We start from the raw sequence: 18,891 nt of genomic DNA on the forward strand, positions 1-18,891 counted from the left end.
GTGGGGCGCCCCCGGACCGGTTCGTGCACAGAGGGTCACGTCGACTCGGCGAACTCCATCAGACGCTCACCCGTGCGGTCGAACACGGCCCCGCCGGCGAAGATCCCGATCAGAAGCGCCACCGCGCCGATCCCCACGCCGCCCCACAGCGCGGTCCACGCCCAGCTCTCGTCCACCGACAACGCGAGCCAGGCCCACCACAACGCCGGAACGCTGAGGAGCATTGCACCGAACATGACCACCGCCTGCGAGAGTCCGCCGCCCGTGCGCTGCGGCTGCTGAAACGGACTGTCGCCCGGTCGGGAGACGGCGTAGGGGGCGATGACAGAGGTGAGCGAGGACACTCCGAGACCGCCCAGGAAGAGGCTGGCGCACACGCCCGCCATCGCCGGGAGCATCGCCCAACGACCATGCAGGGAGATCGTCACCGGCACCGCTACCGCCAACATGACCACGCCGACGACCGCGATCGGCACGAGACGTCCGGCCCGGTCGGCCGCACCGCGCACGGCCCCCGCGATGTGCATCCACAAGGCCGTGGAGTCGTAGGCGAGGTCGTTGTGCGGCAGCCATCCCAGGAAGAGCGCGATCAGCGGCGCCGGCAGCAGCACCGCGAACTCGAACGGCACGCCGACCAGCAGAAGCGGGACGACCGTCAGGGCCGCCGCGATCGGCACGATGATCATGTTGACCAGATATCGCGGATCGCGGAACCAGTAGATGATGCTGCGCGCAGCGATACCGCCGGCAGCCGTGCCGCCGGTCAGATCGAACCAGCCGAGCCCGCGTCGCTGACGTGCGGCCCCCGGGCGCTCCGTCGTCGTCATCAGCCGGTCGACGAGCCAGAACCACAGCGCCGCAAGCACCGCGACCGACAGCACCGCGATCACGGCGGGGGCAGCGGCGCCGCCGCTCAGCGCGCGTTCGGGAAGCGCCCACGCTGCGCCCAGAGGCGTGAGCGCGAGCAGGTCGACGGCCGCGACGAGGGCGGACGGGACTCCTTGTGTCCACTGCAGAGACGCGAGGAAGACGACGACGGGAACGACGACGACGATCAGGGCGATGAGGAACACGCCCGTCAGCTCTCTCGAGCGGCGATCGCGGACCATGCTCGCCAGGGCCAGGCCGATCTTCGCGAGCAGCAGGCAGGTGAGCACACCCAACACGGCGGAGACGATGGACACCCACACCGGAGCTCCGCGATCGGTCCACAGCGCACTCAGCGCCACCGCGACGACGATGAGGGCGAGCGCCGGCACGCTGATCGCGCTGGCCAGCAGCGTCACCCCGGCGATCTCGCGGGGCGAGGCTCCGACCACGGCGAATCGTCGCGGGTCGAGCTGGTCGTCCACGCCGCCCACCAGCACTGTCACGAAGAACCCGAGAGTGAGGGCGGATGCCGCGACGATCGTCACCGTGAAAGCCGCATCCTCCGAGGAGGCGTGCAGGCGCCATGCGGCGATGCACACCGCCACCACGACCACCGCGATCACCGCGACGCCGACCAGGGTGCGCACGGTCTGGCGTCGATCTCCGCGCAGGGCGCCGACGAGGAGGTCGAGCCTCAGTCGGAGAACGTGTGCAACCACTCGAGGCCCTCCGCATCGCTGATGCCGCCGGACAGCTCGATGAAGCGCTGTTCGAGAGTGAGCTCCCCTCGCACCTCGTCGACGGTCCCCTCGGCGAGCACGCGGCCTCCGACGATCACTGCGAGTCCGGAGCAGACGCGCTCCACGAGCTCCATCCCGTGACTGGAGAGCACCACCGTGCCGCCGTGCGCGACGTAGGCGGACAGGATGTCGAGGACGACCGCGGACGAGACCGGGTCGACCGACTCGAACGGTTCGTCCAGCACCAGGACGCGCGGCGAGTGGATCATCGCGCCGGCGAGCATGATCTTCTTCGTCATGCCGGCCGAATAGTCCGACACCGGTCGGGACAGGGCATCGGTGAGATCGAACGCCCGCGCCAGCTCGGCCGTGCGACTCTCCACGACCGCCGACCGCAGCCCTCGCAGCACGCCGTAATAGTGGAGCAGCTGTCGACCGGTCAGCCGGTCGAAGGTGCGCAGCCGATCGGGGAGGATGCCCATCTTCTGCTTCGCCTGACGCGGCGCGGAGGCCAGGTCGACACCTGCGATGCGAATCTCGCCGCTGTCGGGGCGGAGCAGACCCGCGATCATCGACAGCGTCGTCGTCTTTCCCGCCCCGTTGGGCCCCACGATCCCGTAGAACGTACCGGCGGCGATCCGGAGGTCGATCGCGTCGACCGCGACGGTCGCACCGAAGGTCTTCGTCACGCCGCTGAGGCGGACCGCGTCGACCTGCCCGTCCACGACGGACTCGTCGACGGGGCGTTCGTCGTCCGCCGTTGACGACGCCGTGACGGCGAGGATCTCCGCGAGCGGGGATGCCGCGTCGTCCGGATCGGGCAGAAGCCCCGGGTCCACGAGGGACTCGACGTCAGCCGCGACTTCGGGCGAAACCTCAGGTGCGGCCTGGACATCGTCCGCACCCACCGGCTCGTCCTCGACGCTCACAGCCGCCTCGGTCACCGCGACAGCATCGCCCTCGTGCTCGACGTCGGGCTCCGGCTGCTCAGCTTGGGGCTCTCGCTCGACGAGCGAAATCTCCACGGTCGTCGTCTCCGCACCGCTCACGGCGGTGGTGTCCCCTGCGGCAGGCCTCGGCGGGAGGTCATCCGGCTCGATCGATGACAGCGGGGCGGCGGCCTCGAATCGTGCGGCCGCCACTGCCGGCGGTACATCCGGCGGCGGCGGTGTCGGTGTCGCCTTCGGCTTACGAGGCCGGGGCGCGCGTTTGGCGGCGGGCGTGGCCGCGGGCCGACGCGGTCGCGGCGGCGCGACCGGTTCGTCTTCGCGCTCGCCGTCGCGGCGATCGAGCTGAGCTGCCGCCTCGGCGGCGGGCACGACAGGCAGCGGCGGCAGTGCGTGCACGCCGTCGTCGTCGTCCGCGGGGGTCGGATGGGGGGCGCTCACCCGTCAAACCTAGCAAGCCGACCCGACGATCGCCCCGATCGTCCACACACCCACGTCAACGCTCAGCCGCTCTTCAGCGGCCGTCCATAGGATCGTGCCGTCATGGCCAAGATTCCCCGCATCCACACGCTCCCCGATGACGCGCCGTGGGCCGGCGGCCTGCCCCCGGAGGGGTCCCCCGAGCATCCCCGGACCATTCGTGCACTCGACCGGGTCCTTCAGGTTCAGCGTCCCGCCGTGATCGCACATCTGCGCAGCATCCGCCTGCGTCACCCCGATGCTTCGACCAGCGACATCGTCCGCATGCTCGAACGCCGCTACCTCGCCGCGGTGACCACCGGCGGCGCAGCCGTGGGGGCCACCGCCGTGGTGCCCGGCATCGGCACCGGCATGACCCTCGCGCTGTCTGGCGTCGAGACGGTGGGCTTCCTCGAGGCCACGGCGCTGTTCGCGCAGTCGCTGGCGGAGCTGCACGGCATCCGCGTGGAGAACCCCGACCGCGCACGCGCTCTCGTGCTGACGCTCATGCTCGGCAAGGAGGGCGTCGATCTCGTCGCCCAGCTCGGCCGGCAGATCGCCGGCTCCGGCGCGTCTCGGCCCGCGTACTGGGGTGAGCTCGTCACGAAGTCGCTGCCTCGAGCCGCGGTGGGTCCCCTCGTCGACCGGCTGAAGTCGGCGTTCATCCGTCAGTTCGCCGCGAAGGGCAGCGCCTCCGTCATCGGCAAAGCGCTCCCCTTCGGCATCGGCGCCGCCGTCGGTGGAACCGGAAACCACCTGCTCGGGCGACGCGTCGTCGTCGGATCCCGCCGCGCCTTCGGGGTGGCACCGCTGCAGTACCCCGCAGAACTCGAGCCGCGACCCGGGGCGACGCGAGTGGAGCGCACCGCGTTCGGCCTCGTTCGACGCACCGGCAGCGCCATCGGCGTCCGGGGGCGATCGGCGGCGACCACGGTCGCCGGTCTCATCCCGCGCCGCAACACGCATCAGTCCCCCACAGCGCCCGCCGAGGATGCCGCGACCCACGAGACCGAGTGATCCTGCGCGCGGCGGGAGCGCGTCAGAGGCGCGTCGCGCACAATGGGCGCATGGGTATCTTCCAGAGCCGGCCCGAGGATCCGTCGCAGTGGGGCGGGCTTCCCGCAGACCCGCCGGACCAGCCACAGCCCGCGGAGGTGCTGCCGCCGCCGGTCGACGATCTCGGCGTGTTCGGCGCGGCGGGCGTCGCGATCTCGGTTCCGCTGGAGACCTTCCTTCCTCACGCGGCGCCGTCCGCGGACGCCGACCGCGACGGGGATGACGAATCCGGCGACCTCGACAGCCCGTGACCGGCTGACTAGCCTCGACGCATGCAGACGACGCTGGGGCACCTGGCTACGTGGATGCCGCAGCAGCGGTGGTACTCGCCGACCGGGGGCTCCCCCCGCCTGCGTCTTCTCGACCAGCGCGAGCTGACGAGCCGCGACGCGGATGTCTCTGTGCGCGTCGTGATCGTCGCCGACGGTGACGACGAGAATGCCGTCGTCTATCAGATCCCTCTCGTGACACGTCCCGCCGAGGTCACCGGGCCGTGGACGATCGCGCTCCAGGACGGTCGCGCGTTGATCGACGGACCCCATGATCACGCGTTCGCTTCTGCGCTGCTCGCCGAACTCGGGCGCAGCGATCTGGATGGCCCCTCCCAGGTGCTGGTCGGCGAGCAGTCGAACACCTCGATCATCTTCCGTCCGCATCAGGCCGCCCCCACGATCTGCAAGGTGTTCCGGCGACTGCATCCGGGCATCAACCCGGACATCGAACTGCAGTCCGCCCTCGCCGCTGCGGGCAGTCGCCACGTTCCGCCCGTCGTCGGCCATCTCGACGGGCGCTGGATGATGCCGCAGGGCGGCGACGTGCAGCAAGGCTCGCTCGCGTTCGCGCAGGAGTTCCTGCCCGACGTCGACGACGCATGGCGAGTGGCGTTGGCTGCGGCGGCGGTCAACACCGACTTCACATCCGAAGCCGCCTCCCTCGGCCAGGTCACCGCCGCCGTCCATCGCGATCTCGCCCGTCTGTTCCCCACCCCGTCTGCCGACGACGCCGCCCGCCACGCGATCAGCACAGCGTGGCGGCGACGACTCTCCATCGCGATGGTGGAAGTTCCCGCCCTCGCCGCGCACGAGGCGGCCATCTCCCGTATCTACGCTGCCGCCGAGGCCTCCGCGTGGCCGGCCTTGCAGCGTGTGCATGGCGATTACCACCTCGGCCAGGTGCTGCACTCGCCGACACGGGGCTGGATGCTGCTCGACTTCGAGGGCGAACCGATGCGGCCGATCGCCGAGCGCCGAGCGCCGGATCTCGCCCTCCGCGACATCGCCGGGATGCTGCGGTCGTTCGACTACGTCGCGGGCTCTCTGCGTCTGCAGCGTGCTCCCCAGCAGCACGACGCTGCCGTCGACGAGGATGCCGAGGCCTGGGCCCGCACGGCGCGCGCCGCCTTCCTCGCCGGCTATGCCGACACCGGCGGCGCGCCCGCGGTGACTCTGCTCAACGCGCTCGAACTCGACAAAGCGGTCTACGAGGCCATCTACGAGGCGCGGCACCGACCCGCGTGGCTCGCGATCCCGCTGTCGGCGATCGAGCGTCTGCTCGCACACTGACGCCGCCGCCCTCGCACCCGACGACGAAGGCCACCGTGCGAACAGTTCGCACGGTGGCCTTCGGTGTCGCCCGGTGTCTGCGGGCGGTGAGCGTCGCTACTGCTGGAGCTGGCCCAGCGTGACCTCGGCGGAGGCGGTCTTTCCGCCACGGTCGTAGACGATGGTCGCCTTCGACCCGGCAGCGAGCGCGCGGACCTGAGCCGTGAGGTCGGTGGCGTTGGTGATCGGAACGCCGTTGAAGGACGTCACGACGTCGCCCTTGTGCAGACCCGCGGCCGCAGCGGCACCGCCCGAGGTCACCTCCGCGATGTACGCTCCGGCGGTCGTCGCACCCTCCTGAGTGGCGGCATCACGCACGCCCGCGCCGAGCAGACCGTGGGTGGCGGTGCCGTTCTTGATCAGGTCGTCGGTGATGCGCTTGACGATGTCGGACTCGATCGAGAAGCCGACACCGATCGAGCCGGACTGGCCGCTCGAGCTCGAGCCGCCGGCCGAGGCGATGGCGACGTTGATGCCGATCAGTTTGCCGTTGCCGTCCACGAGAGCGCCGCCGGAGTTGCCGGGGTTGATTGCGGCATCCGTCTGGATCACCGCGATCGAAATGGAGCTCTGCGGAGTGGCCTGCTGCTGACCCTGACCGAAGTCGAACTGGAACGGCGAACCGTTGCCGTCACCCTGCTGAGGGGTCTGGTCCTGCGTGTCACCCTTCGGCGCCGCCGACGAGGCGATCTGGATGGATCGGTTGAGCGCGCTGACGATACCCGTGGTGACCGTGTTCGACAGCCCCAGTGGCGCACCGACGGCGACGGTCGCGTCGCCGACGTTGAGCTTGGACGAGTCACCGAACTCGATCGGTGTCAGCCCCGATGCGTCGGTGAGCTTGATCACCGCGAGGTCGTAGGTCGGATCGGTGCCGACGATGGTCGCCGCGTACACCTTGCCGTCGGATGCGGTGACCGACAGCTTGGCGTCGCCGGTCTGACCGTCGAGGGTGACGACGTGCGTGTTCGTCACGACGTACCCGTCGGAGGTGAGCACGACGCCGGATCCGGTGCCGCCCGAGGAACCGGCCGTCGCCGAGATGGTGACCACGCTCGGGACGACCTTCGCGGCGATCGCCGTCGTCTGGTTGACCGACGCCGTGTTGTTCACCGTGACCGTGGACGGCGCGCCGTTGACCACCGTCTGCGACTGCGGGAGGAACGACGCCCCCGCCGCCGCGCCGCCGATGCCGGCCGCACCGCCGACGAGCGCCGCGGCGACCATGATGCCGACGATCTTTCCGGCGCCGAGCTTGGCGGACGGCGCGTGTTCGGGCCTCGTGGTCGCAGCCGGGTACGCGGCGGTGGGCTGCGCACCGAAGGCGGAGGTGCCGAATGCCGGGCCGGCGTACGACGGGGCCGGGTACGCGGTGTGCGGCGGCTGAGGGCTCGTCGCGTGAGCGGACGGCGCGGCCGGGGCCGTGTAGGGCGCCTGCGCGGCGTAACCGGCGTTGTGCTCCGGCGCGCCGACGGGCGCGGGAGGCGCCGTCGGGGCTGCTGCCGGTGAGCTCTGGGCCGCGTGCGTGGCCGACTGCTCGGGCAGCGGCGGACGCTCCGGCACGGTCTCGCCCTGCTGTGCGGCGTCGATGCCCTGCACGGCGTCATCCTGCGGTTCGCTGTTGGTGGGGGTGTTCTCGCTCATGTGTGCTTCCTTCTTCCCAAGACCTGACCAGGATGTCGCGCGATTCTGTGTTTTGCTTATGCCCGCACCTCGCCCAGCCTATGCATGTAGCCTGAGCGCGATGCGAGAGATTCCCGGCGCGTGGCGCCGTACGGCACAGGGTGCGGGATTGCTGTCGGCAGAAGGTGTCGCTGCGCCGACGATCTTCGCGGAGATGAGTGCTCTGGCCGCACGATCGGGGGCGATCAACCTCGGCCAGGGCTTTCCCGATGAGGACGGACCCGCCGCGGTGATCGATGCCGCCCGTGCAGCCATCGCGAACGGGCGCAACCAGTACGCGCCCGGTCGCGGCGTCCCGACGCTGCTGCGGGCGATCGCGGCGCATCAGGAGCGCTTCTACGGGGTGAGTCTTGATCCCGACCGCGAGGTCGTGACGACCGCCGGAGCGACCGAGGCCCTGGCCGCGACGCTCCTCGCCCTGATCGACTCGCCCGACGACGAGGTCGTCGTTTTCGAGCCCTACTACGACGCGTACGCCGCCGCCGTGGCGCTGGCCGGCGCGCGACTGGTCACCGTGCCGCTGCACTGGCCCGATTTCCAGCCCGACCTCGACGATCTGGCGGCCGCCGTGACCGACCGCACGCGGATCATCCTGGTGAACGATCCGCATAATCCGACCGGCGCCGTCTTCTCCGCCGATGTCCGGGCGGAGATCGTCCGCCTCGCCGAGCACCACGACGCTCTCATCGTGACGGACGAGGTGTACGAGCACCTCGTCTTCGACGGCGCCCATGTTCCGATCGCGACGTATCAGGCCGCCGCCGAACGCACCCTGTCGATCTCCTCCGCGGGCAAGACGTTCTCCACGACGGGATGGAAGATCGGGTGGATCACCGGTCCCGCCGATCTCATCGATGCCGTCCTGGCGGTCAAGCAGTTCCTCACCTACGTGTGTGCGACCCCGTTCCAGGACGCCATCGCCGTCGGGCTCGGGCTTCCCGACGCCGTGTTCGCCGGCATCGCGGCCACGCTGCGGGCAAAACGCGACCGACTCGCCGAAGGGCTGAACACCGCCGGGTTCACGGTGTCGACGCCAGCCGGTTCGTACTTCACGGTGGCGGATGCCGCGGCGCTGATGGAACCGGGAATCGACGCGGCCCAGTTCTGCCGCGAGCTGCCGTCACGCGCGGGTGTCGTGGCCATTCCGCTCACGGCCTTCGTCGCTCCTGAACGCCGCCGCGACTACGCGACGCTGGTGCGCTTCGCCGCGTGCAAGCGGATGGAGGTCATCGCCGAGGCAAGCCGCCGTCTCGCGCTGATCAGCGCGGCGCGACCGTGAACCGGCGCAACTGCAGAGCCGGGTTGACGCGCCGGACACGGTCGATGGTGCCGGCATCCGCAAAGCCGACCGCGACATCCGTCGCCGTTCCGATCCCGGCGATCTCGACGCCCTGAGGGTCCACGACCACCGAAGCGCCCACGCCCAGCGGCGGCGGGTGATCGGCGCCGGCGACATACAGGGTGTTCTCAATGGCACGCGCGTGCAGAAGCGTCCGCCAGTGCTGCTCCTTCAGCGGTCCCCTGACCCACTCCGCAGCCACCAGGATCACGTGGGCGCCCGCGTCGGCGAGCACGCGCCCCACCTCCGGAAAGCGCAGGTCGTAGCAGGTCATGAGCGCCATCGTCAGACCGCCCACGTCGAAGGTCTCGGGAGAGCTGACCGGTGCCGGTTCGACCCAATCGGACTCTCGCTGTCCGAATGCGTCGTAGAGGTGGAGCTTGCGCGAGACGGCCCGCACTCCCGCAGCGTCCACGGCAACCACCGTGTTTCGCACGCGGTCGGCCGCGCCGCGTTCGACCAGGCCGGCGACCACCACGACACCGCGATGTGCCGCGATCTCCGTCAGCCCTGCGACGAATGCTCCGTCCAGGTCCTCCGCGTTGGCAGCGAGCGTCGCATCGAACGGATCGACGAAGTAGCTCGCGTACTCGGGGAAGAGCACCACCGCGGCGCCACGAACGGCGGCCTCGCCGCTCAGCTCGTCGATGACGCGGAGGTTGTCGGCTTTGTCCGCCGTGGGCGCGAACTGGGCGACGGCGACACCCACGGCATCCGTTCTCATCGGTGGTGTCCTCTCGAAGGGCGGCCGGGCGTTCGTCCCATCCTCCCCGACCACCGCGTCGGGAGCAACGACCGGCCGCGCCCGCCCGTGTACTCCGGCACGCGAAACCCGTGTTAGGCTATTCCTTGTGCCGCGGGGTGGAGCAGCTCGGTAGCTCGCTGGGCTCATAACCCAGAGGTCGCAGGTTCAAATCCTGTCCCCGCAACCAATCGATGGGATGTGTCATCCGGTCAACGAAGAAGGCGTCCCGATCGGGACGCCTTCTTCGTTTCTGAGCCCGACGCGCGACTCAGTCGACCATCGCGTCGTCCATGTCGTCGAGGAAGCGCGCGACGACACGCAGCTCGTCGTCGCTGTAGGCGTTCATCACATCGCGCATCTTCGCCATGCGCGCGCCCAGGTGACGAAAGAAGTCGCTCCGGGCGCGGTCGGTGAGCACCACGATGCGAGCGCGTCGGTCGGCGGGGTGAGGCCGGCGCTCGATATGCCCGCGCTCGGCGAGGCGATCGAGAAGCTTCGTCGTCGAGGCCGTCGAGATCGCGAGGTGTCTCGCGATCTCATGGGGCGACACCCACTCACCCCGCTGCTCTCGCACGATCAGCATGCGCAGCGCCGCCAGATCGGATCCGTTCATGTCCATGTCGCTGCGCAGCACGCCGTGCATGCGGTCCATAGAATCGCTGAAGGAGCGCACGGCGACGAGCGCGTCGCGCACGAGCTGGTCGCGGTCTGTCGTCGGGATCCATCGGTCTGTCACGCTGGACACCCCCCTCACTCGAAAGGTAGTATCCCTTAAAATCGCTAGCTAAACTAGCAATAAGGAGAAGATCGTGTCCCCGACAGAATACGTGGTCCTGCTCGACGACAACGGGGATGAGATCGGCACGGCGCCCAAGGCGAGCGTCCACGGCACCGACACCGCACTCCACCTCGCATTCTCCTGCCACGTGTACAACTCGCGCGGCGAAACCCTGGTCACACGCAGAGCACTCGACAAGAAGACCTGGCCGGGCGTGTGGAGCAACTCGTTCTGCGGTCACCCCCGGCCCGCGGAGGCGGTGATCGACGCCGTCCATCGCCGGGCGGAACAAGAACTCGGTCTTACGCTGCGCGACGTGCAGCTCGCGCTGCCGCTCTTCCGCTATCGCGCCGTCGACGCGAGCGGCATCGTCGAGCACGAGATCTGCCCGGTCTACACCGCTCTCGTCGACGACGAACCGCGACTGAACCCGCTCGAGGTCGCCGAGGCCCGTTGGGTCGATCCATCCGATCTCGCCGTCTCGCTGCGGGCGACCCCCTGGGCTTTCAGCCCGTGGCTGGTGCTCCAGGCCGAGCAGCTCGGCGTCTTCGAAGAAGCCAGCGTGCGGAGAGCGTCGTGATCACGCTCCTCGACGACGACGCGCGGCAGAGCATCGACGCGGCGATCGATGGCGCCCTCGAGCGGCTCGAACGTCGGGCCGCGCCCCTCGGCGATGGCGCCCGTGCGCTTGCAGCCGCGACGACCGCGGCAGCCGCCGACGGGAAACGCCTGAGGCCGGCACTGGTCGTCGCGGCCTATCGCGCATTCGGCGGATCGACCGACGCGCTCCACACGGCGGGTGCGGCCGTCTGGGACGTCGCCGCCGCCCTCGAGCTGCTGCACACCGCCTTCGTCGTGCACGACGACCTCATCGATCGCGATCTGGAGCGACGCGGCATCCCGAACGTCGCGGGTCGCTTCCGCACTCGTGCGCAAGCCTTCGGAGCGTCGGGCGACCAGGCGGCGACCGTCGGCGACGCCGCGGCCGTGCTCGCCGGCGATCTCCTGCTGTTCGAGGCCAGCCGACTGGTCGCGTGCGCCCCCGTGGATGCTCCGACACGCGTCGCCCTGCTTCAGATCCTCGACGACGCGATCCTCGTCTCGGCATCCGGCGAGCTCGCCGACGTCGAGCACGCCGCCCGCGCGGACTATCCCGAAACCGACGCGCTGCTCGGCGCCGCCCACGACAAGACGGCCGCCTACTCGTTCGAAGCACCACTGCTGGCCGGAGCCGTGATGGCCGGGGCGACCGATGCCGCCCGCGCGCAGCTCTCGCTCGCCGCGGCCGACCTCGGGCTCGCCTTCCAGCTGGTCGACGACCTCATCGGGACGTTCGGCTCACGTCGCCAGGCCGGCCGCGACCCGGGGGCCGACCTTCGCGAAGCCAAGCGCACTCCTCTCATCGCGCTCGCGCGCGACACCGCCGCCTGGCCGCGGGTCAGCTCGGCTCTCGCCGTCGCGCATACGGGTCCGATCGCCGTGCGGCGCGCACAGCGCGAACTCGAGGCCAGCGGCGCACGCGACGACCTGGTCGCCCTCATTCACGACCGCCTCAGCCGAGCGCGCTCGCGGGCCGCCTCACCGTCGCTGCCGCCTGCCGCCGTCGCACTGCTGGCCGAAGTCGCGAACACGATCGAGGGGCGCATCCCGTGAGCGGCGCATCCCTGTACGACCGGTGCGCGCAGGATGCGGCCGCGACCGTGATCACGGCCTACTCGACGTCGTTCGCGCTGGCATGCCGCCTGCTCGGCCCGCGCGTGCGCACGCATGTGCGCAGCGTCTACGCACTCGTGCGGGTCGCGGACGAGGTCGTCGACGGCGCGGCCGAGGCGACCGGCCTGCCGTCACCCACCCAGCGGCTGCTGCTGGACGAGCTCGAAGCCGAGACGCTGGCGGCGGTCGCGCGCGGCTTCAGCACCAACCTCATCGTTCACGCGTTCGCGTTGGCGGCGCGCGAATGCGGGATCGGCCATGATCTCATCCGCCCCTTCTTCGCCTCCATGCGCACCGACCTCACGCGCACGCAGCACGATGACGCCTCGCACGACGCCTACGTGTACGGGTCGGCGGAGGTGGTCGGTCTGATGTGCCTGCAGATCTTCGTCAACGCCGGTCGCAGCACGCCGCTGAGCCCCGACCCGACGCTGGTCGAGGGCGCCCGCCGCCTCGGCGCCGCCTTCCAGGACGTCAACTTCCTCCGCGACCGCGCGGACGATGAGAACCGACTGGGCCGTGACTACCTCGGCCTCCAGGACGGACACCGGGACCGGATCACCGTCCTCGACCGCATCGACGCCGACCTGGATGCCGCGGCCCGGGCGATCGCCGACCTGCCCGTCGACTGCCGGCGCGCGGTGACGACCGCACACGGGCTGTTCGCCGAGCTGGCCCGCCGCCTGCGCGACGACGACGAGACCGTGCGCGTCTCGGTGCCCACTCCCGTCAAAGCAACCATCGCGGCTCGCGCCCTCGCCGGCCGCCCCCCGAAACGGAGCACCCCATGAGCCGCACGGCCCTGGTCATCGGCGGAGGCATCTCCGGGCTCGCGACCGCCGCCCTGCTCGCGCGCGACGGCTGGAGGGTCGACCTCCACGAGGCCGCGGACGAGGTGGGCGGGCGTGCGGGCTCGTGGGAGAGCGACGGCTTCCGCTTCGACACCGGACCGAGCTGGTATCTCATGCCGGAGGTCTTCGATCACTTCTTCCGCCTGTGCGGCACGACGGCGGCCCAGCAGCTCGATCTCATCCCACTGACCCCCGCCTATCGTGTCTACCCCGAGCCCGACGGCGACGCGTCCAGCGCCCCGATCGATGTCGTGTCGGGTCGCGCTCAGGCGCGGGAGCTCTTCGAGAGCCGGGAGTCCGGGGCCGGAGCCCGCCTCGACGAGTACCTCGACTCGGCGCACGATGCGTACGAGCTTGCCGTGTCGCGATTCCTGTACGACACCTACGCCTCCACCAGGGGTCTGCGATCCCCGGCCGTCGCCGGCCAGCTCCCCCGCCTCGCCCCCCTGCTCACCCGCTCGCTCCACGATCACGTCGCGCGCCGCTTCTCCGATCCCGTCCTTCGCCAGATCCTGGGCTATCCGGCCGTCTTCCTCGGGTCGTCACCCTTCGACGCACCGAGCCTGTACCACCTCATGAGCCACCTCGATCTGGACGAAGGGGTCCTCTACCCGCAGGGCGGCTTCACGGAGGTCATCGCGGCCGTGGCCCGTGTCGCAGAGGCCCAGGGCGCCACGCTGCACACGTCGTCGCCGGTGGCGGAGATCCTCACTCAGGACGCGCGCGCGGTCGGCATCCGCCTGGCCGACGGAACGGTGCACGAGGCCGACATCGTCGTCTCCTCGGCGGACCTGCACGCGACCGAGACGACGATGCTGCCCGCGTCGTTGCAGACCTACCCGCAACGGTGGTGGCGACGGCGCAATCCGGGCCCGGGCGCCCTCCTGCTGCTGCTCGGCGTCGAGGGCGAACTGCCGGAGCTGGCTCACCACACGCTGCTGTTCGCCCGCGACTGGCAGAAGAACTTCGGTGACGTGTTCGGCCGTGACACGCGGATCCCCGACCCCGCCTCGCTCTACGTGTGCCGCCCGTCGGCCACCGACCCGACGGTGGCACCGGTCGGCAGCGAGAACCTGTTCGTGCTCGTTCCGATGCCCGCCGACCCGTCGCTCGGGCGCGGTGGGATCGGCGGAACAGGAGCGCCCCTGATCGAGGAAGCCGCGGATCGCGTCATCGCCCAGATCGCCGCATGGACCGGCATCCCGGACCTCGCGGCCCGCATCCGCGTGCGACGCACGATCGCGCCGGCCGACTTCGAAGCCGATCTGGGGGCGTGGCGTGGCGGTGCTCTGGGGCTCGCGCACACTCTTGCTCAGAGCGCCGTCTTCCGACCTCGCAACGCATCGCGAAAGGTCGGCGGACTGTTCTACGCCGGCACTTCGGTGCTGCCGGGCATCGGCCTTCCGATGTGCCTGATCTCCGCCGAACTGGTGGTCAAAAGGCTTCGCGGCGACGACGGCGCGGCCCGCCTGCCAGAACCGAGCGGTGTCGGGGCAGGACGGGGCATCGGCCCCGGCCGAGACGACGCCTGAGATGCCCGGCGCCTATCTGCTCATCCTCCTGGTGTCGCTGGGAGGGATCGTCGTGCTGGATGCGCGCTTGCGACTCGTGCTGTGGTCGGCGGCCGGGCCCGTCGGTCCGACCAGGGGGCGCGCCATCGCCGCGGTCCTCGTCGGGACCGTGTTCTTTCTCGCCTGGGATGCCGTCGGCATCGCCACCGGTGTGTTCGTCAAGGGCGACAGCCCCTATCTTCTGGGGATCGACCTGGCGCCGCACCTTCCGATCGAAGAACCGGTCTTCCTCGTCTTCCTGTGCTATCTGGCGCTGGTCGTCCACGCTGCCGTGCTCCGGGTGCTGACCGCACGGGGCGGGAGGGTGCGGACAACGCCATGACGTACGCCCTGATCGTCGCGCCGTTCGCCGTCCTCGGGCTGCTCGCGTTCGCCGCGACGGCTCGCCGTCCGGCACTGCGCAGGCGGCTGACGGCAAGCGTCGTGACGGCCGTGATCCTCGTCGTGCTCACCGTGATCTTCGACAACGCGATGATCGCGGCGGGCCTGTTCACCTACCCCGACGCGCTCATCAGCGGCATCCGTGTGGGCCTGGCACCCATCGAGGACCTGTCCTACCCGATCGTGGCCGCCTTCGCCGTCCCGGCCATCGCTGAGCTTCTCCGCCCGCGTCGACGCGTCCCTCCCGCCCCGACCGAAACCGAGACGGAGCCCGCACGATGACCGCGACCGCCACCGCACGCCAGCTCCTGGTCTCTTCCCGACCGGTCAGCTGGGCCAACACGGCCTACCCCTTTGCGGCGGCCATGCTCCTCACGACCGGCAGGGTCGACGCGCCCCTGATCATCGGAACCCTCTTCTTCCTGATTCCCTACAACTTGGCGATGTACGGGATCAACGATGTCTTCGACTACGAGTCAGACCTCCGCAATCCGCGCAAGGGCGGCGCTCACGGCGCCGTGCTGGAGCGCCGTCTGCACCGCACCACGCTCTGGGCGGCCGCACTGTCGTGCCTCCCCTTCGTGGTGTACCTCGTCGCGGTCGGCACGCCTGTCTCCTGGCTGGCGCTGGCGGTGAGCCTCTTCTTCGTCGTCTTCTACTCGGCGCCTCCCCTCCGCTTGAAGGAGCGTCCCCTCGCCGATTCCGTGACCAGCAGCATCCACTTCTTCTCCCCCGCGGTCTACGGTCTCGTGCTGGCAGGCGCGACGTGGACGTGGCAGCTGGGTGCCGTGATCGCCGCCTTCGCCCTCTGGGGCATCGCCTCGCACGCGTTCGGCGCCGTGCAGGATGTCGTGGCGGATCGCCAGGCCGGCATCTCATCCATCGCCACGGTCTTCGGCGCCCGCGCCACCGTCCGTCTCGCGATCGCCGGCTACGCCGCCGCGGGCATCGTGATGCTCGGCGCCGCATGGCCGGGCCCACTGGCAGCGGTACTCGCGCTGCCCTACATCATCACCGTGTGGCCGTACCGCAACGTCGCCGACCAGGATGCCGAGCGTGCCACGCGCGGGTGGGATCGCTTCCTCTGGCTCAATCAGTTCACGGGCTTCGCGGTCACGCTGCTGCTGATCTGGTACGCGCTCGGCCGCTGACGACCCCGGCGCGCGCATCCTCGCGCGACCATGCAGAAGGGCCGGAGGCATCACGCCCCCGGCCCTTCGCTCATGCGTGCGAACTCAGCCCTGACCCTCCAGCTGGATCAGCTTCTGCAGCGCCGCCGTCAGCCGTGCGTCCGCTTCGCCGTACTTCGTCCAGTCGCCCTGCGTCAGGGCGCTCTGCCGATCCAGCATCGCCTGCTGCGCGTCCTTGAGCGCCGCCTGGAACTCGACGCTGGTCCCGGTGCCACCGCCGGTCGCACCCGAGCCGGAGCCCGAGCCGGCGGTCGCAGAGGGGCTCGGCGTCGCCGACGGGGTGACGTCGCCGTCCCCGGCACTCGCGCCCGAGTCGCCACCGAACAGCTTGTCGAGCGCATCTTGGAGCGTGCTCTCGAAAGCGACCTGGTTGCCGAAGGCCACGAGCACCTTCTGCAGCGTCGGAAGCTTCGTCGAGCCGGACGACTGCACGAACACCGGCTGGACGTAGAGCAGGCCGCCACCGACCGGCAACGTCAGCAGGTTGCCGTTGATGACATCCGACTGCCCCTGTTTCAGGATGTTGATGAACGCGGACACGCTCGGATCGGCGTCGAACGTGTTCTGCACCTGCCCGGGTCCGGGCACCGGCGTTTCGGCGTTGATCTCCAGCATGCGCAGCTTGCCGTAGTTCGGATCCTTGACGCCCGCCGTGGCCCCGGCATCCGAGTCCACCGACAGGTACCCCATGAGCACGTTGCGGGTGTCGTCACCGCCCGGGATGAACGTCGTGAACATGGAGTAGCTCGCGGCATCCTGGCCCGGCATCTTCATCGTCAGGTAGTACGGCGGCTGCAGCACCGGGTTCTTCTGCGTCGGATCGTTGGGTGTCTTCCAGGCGTTGTCGCGCTGGTAGAACGACCCCGCATCGTCCACGTGGTAGGTGCCGAGCATGGCGCGCTGCACCTTGAACAGGTCGGTCGGGTAGCGCACGTGGCTCATGAGGTCGGCACTCATGTCCGACAGCGGCTTGACCGTCGACGGGTAGATCTTCTGCCACGCCTTCAGCAGCGGATCGGTGTCATCCCACGCGTACAGCGTCACCTTGCCGTCATACGCGTCAACGGTGGCCTTGACGGAGTTGCGAATGTAGTTGACGTCGTCGAGGGCCACGCGCGGCGTCGTGTTCGTCGTGTCACTGATCGCGTCGCGCAGGCTCACGATCGACGAGTAGGGGTAGTTCGCGCTCAGCGTGTAACCGTCCACGATCCAGACGATGCGTCCGTCGACGACCGACGGGTACGGGTCGTTGTCGAGCTCGAGGTACGGCGCGACCTTGTTGACGCGGTCGATCGGATCGCGGTCGTAGAGGATCTGCGAGTCCGCGTTGATGCCGTCGGAAAGCAGGATGTCGGTCGACTGGAACTTCAGCGAGTAGATCAGACGGTTGAACGGGTTGCCGACGTTCGGCCCTCCGTTTCCTTCGAAGGTCGTCTTCGTCTGCGCCGCATCGCCCGTGCCGCGCGGGTAGTCCAGCTCGATGTCGGGGGTGCCCTCCGGGGCGCCCACGATCGAGTACGGCGGCGAGTTCTCGCCGAAGTAGATGCGCGGCTCGTACTTCTCGCTCGTGGTGAGCGCGCCGGTGGTCGGGATGCCGCGCTCGATGAAGACGGGATTGCCGTCGGCCGTGCGCTCATTGCCCTTGGCCGCCACCATCCCGTAGCCGTGCGTGTAGACCAGGGTCGAGTTGTACCACGACGCGGCCTGACCGAGCTGGGCCATGTTCAACTCACGCACCGACACGACGGTGTCCTGGGACTTGCCGTCGATCTGATAGCGGTCGACATCGAGCGGGTTGGTGAACTGGTAGTACGCGCGGTACTGCTCGATCTGACGCACCGTGGGCGAGATGATCGCGGGGTCCATGATGCGGATCGACGCCGTCGTCTGGGCATCGGAGCGGAGCTGGCCGGGTGCGACGTTCGTGACCGCCTGGAAGTCGTTCTTGGTGAGGCCGTCGATGCCGTACGCCTTCTTCGTGGCGTCGATGTTGCGCTGATAGTAGGGGCTCTCCAGCGTCTCCTGGTTCGGACGCACCTGCAGGTTGGTCACGACCCACGGGTACGCCACGCCGACGATCAGGGCAGAGACGACGAGCAGGCCCACACCGATCAGCGGGAACCGCCACCGCCCGATGATCGCGGTCACGAAGAAGAGGACGGCGACGATCGCGGCCGCGATGGCGATGATCGTCAGGCCGGGGATCACCGCATGGTCATCGACGTAGCTCGCGCCGGTGATGCGATCGCTCTGCTGAGTCAGTGTCTTGTAGCGGTCGAGCCAGATGCTCACACCCTGCACCAGCAGGTAGAGGCCCGCGAGCACAGCAAGCTGGATGCGCGCGGCCTTGGAGATGCGCAGCTCACGCTGCCCGACGCGCACCGAGCCGTACAGATAGGCGACGAGTGCCGAGAGCAGGAGCGAGACGAGCAGCACGGCCGACGCGAACCCGAGCACGGAACTGAAGAACGGCAGCGAGAACAGGTAGAAGCCCGTGTCCATCTGGAACTGCGGGTCGAGATCGCCGGTGTCGACGCGGTTGAACCACAGCCAGGCCGTCTCCCACTGCGCCGAGGCGGCGAAGCCCGCAAAGAACCCGAAGAAGACCGGGATGCCCCACATCGCCAGGCGACGCAGCGGCTCCACGACCTCCTGGTAGTGATCGAGCTGAGAGGTCAGACGCGCGTAGACCGGGCGCAGACGGTAGGCGAGCTGGATCGCGATGAAGACGGGCACGGCCATCGCCAGGAAGCCGACGACGAACATGATCACGCGCGCCGTCCACTGCGTCCACAGGACGCTCGAGAACCCGAGCTGGTCGTACCAGAGCCAATCGGCGTAGAGGCTCGCGAAGACGAAGAAGCCCACCACGACGACCGCGATGACCGCGAGCGTGATGGCGATCGCGCGACGGACGGGGTTCGGCGTGGCCTGATTCGGCGCTGAGGTCGTGGTCACACCACCATC

17 protein-coding genes and 1 tRNA gene are annotated in these 18,891 nt (G+C 69.6%); 12 read left to right on the forward strand and 6 right to left on the reverse strand.

Annotation, left to right across the window (positions count from 1 at the left end; genetic code table 11):
* Positions 1–35 precede the first annotated feature (35 nt).
* Positions 36–1,589, reverse strand: a complete 1,554-nt coding sequence (locus DEU37_RS13770; RefSeq protein ID WP_121191188.1) for a hypothetical protein — start codon at positions 1,587–1,589, stop codon at positions 36–38.
* A complete protein-coding gene (locus DEU37_RS13775) occupies positions 1,565–2,998 on the reverse strand; it encodes an ABC transporter ATP-binding protein (RefSeq protein WP_259457301.1) in 1,434 nt (477 codons plus the stop codon). Before DEU37_RS13775 ends, DEU37_RS13770 begins: the two co-directional genes overlap by 25 nt.
* A 102-nt stretch (positions 2,999–3,100) precedes the next feature.
* Between DEU37_RS13775 and DEU37_RS13780 the strand changes: the two genes are divergently transcribed.
* Genes DEU37_RS13780 through DEU37_RS13790 form a run of 3 tightly spaced genes read left to right on the forward strand, consistent with a single transcriptional unit; the run spans position 3,101 to position 5,634 of the window.
* Positions 3,101–4,033 carry a hypothetical protein gene (locus DEU37_RS13780; RefSeq protein WP_121191189.1) on the forward strand — a complete coding sequence of 311 codons (933 nt, stop codon included), beginning with the start codon at positions 3,101–3,103 and terminating at the stop codon, positions 4,031–4,033.
* 50 nt (positions 4,034–4,083) lie between these two features.
* Complete coding sequence (locus tag DEU37_RS13785; RefSeq protein WP_259457302.1) at positions 4,084–4,323, forward strand: hypothetical protein; 240 nt, start codon at positions 4,084–4,086, stop codon at positions 4,321–4,323.
* 21 nt (positions 4,324–4,344) lie between these two features.
* Positions 4,345–5,634 carry a maltokinase N-terminal cap-like domain-containing protein gene (locus DEU37_RS13790; RefSeq protein ID WP_121191191.1) on the forward strand — a complete coding sequence of 430 codons (1,290 nt, stop codon included), beginning with the start codon at positions 4,345–4,347 and terminating at the stop codon, positions 5,632–5,634.
* Between the two features lie 96 nt (positions 5,635–5,730).
* Here DEU37_RS13790 and DEU37_RS13795 read toward each other — a convergent pair whose 3' ends face one another.
* On the reverse strand, positions 5,731–7,317 hold the full coding sequence (locus tag DEU37_RS13795) for a S1C family serine protease (RefSeq protein ID WP_121191192.1): 1,587 nt from the start codon (positions 7,315–7,317) through the stop codon (positions 5,731–5,733).
* Positions 7,318–7,417: 100 nt separating this feature from the next.
* Here DEU37_RS13795 and DEU37_RS13800 point away from each other — a divergent pair, with 100 nt between their 5' ends.
* Positions 7,418–8,635, forward strand: a complete 1,218-nt coding sequence (locus DEU37_RS13800) for an aminotransferase class I/II-fold pyridoxal phosphate-dependent enzyme (protein ID WP_121191193.1) — start codon at positions 7,418–7,420, stop codon at positions 8,633–8,635.
* Here DEU37_RS13800 and DEU37_RS13805 read toward each other — a convergent pair.
* The gene (locus tag DEU37_RS13805) at positions 8,616–9,419 is read right to left on the reverse strand and encodes a carbon-nitrogen hydrolase family protein (RefSeq protein WP_121191194.1); all 804 of its coding nucleotides are present in this window, start codon (positions 9,417–9,419) and stop codon (positions 8,616–8,618) included. The two genes, DEU37_RS13800 and DEU37_RS13805, sit on opposite strands and share 20 nt — an antisense overlap.
* Positions 9,420–9,550: 131 nt before the next feature.
* Between DEU37_RS13805 and DEU37_RS13810 the strand changes: the two genes are divergently transcribed.
* Positions 9,551–9,627 (forward strand) — tRNA-Met (locus DEU37_RS13810).
* An 81-nt stretch (positions 9,628–9,708) separates the two neighbouring features.
* Here the strand turns inward: DEU37_RS13810 and DEU37_RS13815 are convergent.
* Positions 9,709–10,176, reverse strand: a complete 468-nt coding sequence (locus DEU37_RS13815; RefSeq protein ID WP_121191249.1) for a MarR family winged helix-turn-helix transcriptional regulator — start codon at positions 10,174–10,176, stop codon at positions 9,709–9,711.
* A gap of 73 nt (positions 10,177–10,249) precedes the next feature.
* On the opposite strand from DEU37_RS13815, the gene idi reads away from it, so the two are divergent.
* Genes idi through DEU37_RS13850 form a run of 7 tightly spaced genes read left to right on the forward strand, consistent with a single transcriptional unit; the run spans position 10,250 to position 15,885 of the window.
* Positions 10,250–10,798 (forward strand): isopentenyl-diphosphate Delta-isomerase, encoded by a 549-nt coding sequence (idi, locus tag DEU37_RS13820; RefSeq protein ID WP_121191195.1) that lies wholly within the window; start codon positions 10,250–10,252, stop codon positions 10,796–10,798.
* A complete protein-coding gene (locus tag DEU37_RS13825; RefSeq protein WP_121191196.1) occupies positions 10,795–11,871 on the forward strand; it encodes a polyprenyl synthetase family protein in 1,077 nt (358 codons plus the stop codon). The genes idi and DEU37_RS13825 overlap by 4 nt, the downstream gene beginning before the upstream one ends.
* Positions 11,868–12,722: a squalene/phytoene synthase family protein gene (locus tag DEU37_RS13830; RefSeq protein ID WP_121191197.1), complete on the forward strand. Its 855-nt coding sequence runs from the start codon at positions 11,868–11,870 to the stop codon at positions 12,720–12,722. The genes DEU37_RS13825 and DEU37_RS13830 overlap by 4 nt, the downstream gene beginning before the upstream one ends.
* Positions 12,719–14,314 (forward strand): phytoene desaturase family protein, encoded by a 1,596-nt coding sequence (gene crtI, locus DEU37_RS13835; protein ID WP_121191198.1) that lies wholly within the window; start codon positions 12,719–12,721, stop codon positions 14,312–14,314. The genes DEU37_RS13830 and crtI overlap by 4 nt, the downstream gene beginning before the upstream one ends.
* 1 nt (position 14,315) lies before the next feature.
* Positions 14,316–14,675, forward strand: a complete 360-nt coding sequence (locus DEU37_RS13840; protein WP_121191250.1) for a lycopene cyclase domain-containing protein — start codon at positions 14,316–14,318, stop codon at positions 14,673–14,675.
* Complete coding sequence (locus tag DEU37_RS13845) at positions 14,672–15,016, forward strand: lycopene cyclase domain-containing protein (RefSeq protein ID WP_121191199.1); 345 nt, start codon at positions 14,672–14,674, stop codon at positions 15,014–15,016. The genes DEU37_RS13840 and DEU37_RS13845 overlap by 4 nt, the downstream gene beginning before the upstream one ends.
* A complete protein-coding gene (locus DEU37_RS13850; protein ID WP_121191200.1) occupies positions 15,013–15,885 on the forward strand; it encodes a prenyltransferase in 873 nt (290 codons plus the stop codon). The genes DEU37_RS13845 and DEU37_RS13850 overlap by 4 nt, the downstream gene beginning before the upstream one ends.
* A gap of 84 nt (positions 15,886–15,969) precedes the next feature.
* On the opposite strand, the gene DEU37_RS13855 is transcribed toward DEU37_RS13850, so the two are convergent.
* Positions 15,970–18,882, reverse strand: coding sequence for a UPF0182 family protein (locus DEU37_RS13855; RefSeq protein ID WP_121191201.1), 2,913 nt, complete (start codon positions 18,880–18,882; stop codon positions 15,970–15,972).
* Positions 18,883–18,891: the final 9 nt, after the last annotated feature.

The organism is Microbacterium sp. AG790 (assembly GCF_003634765.1).
GTDB lineage: Bacteria > Actinomycetota > Actinomycetes > Actinomycetales > Microbacteriaceae > Microbacterium.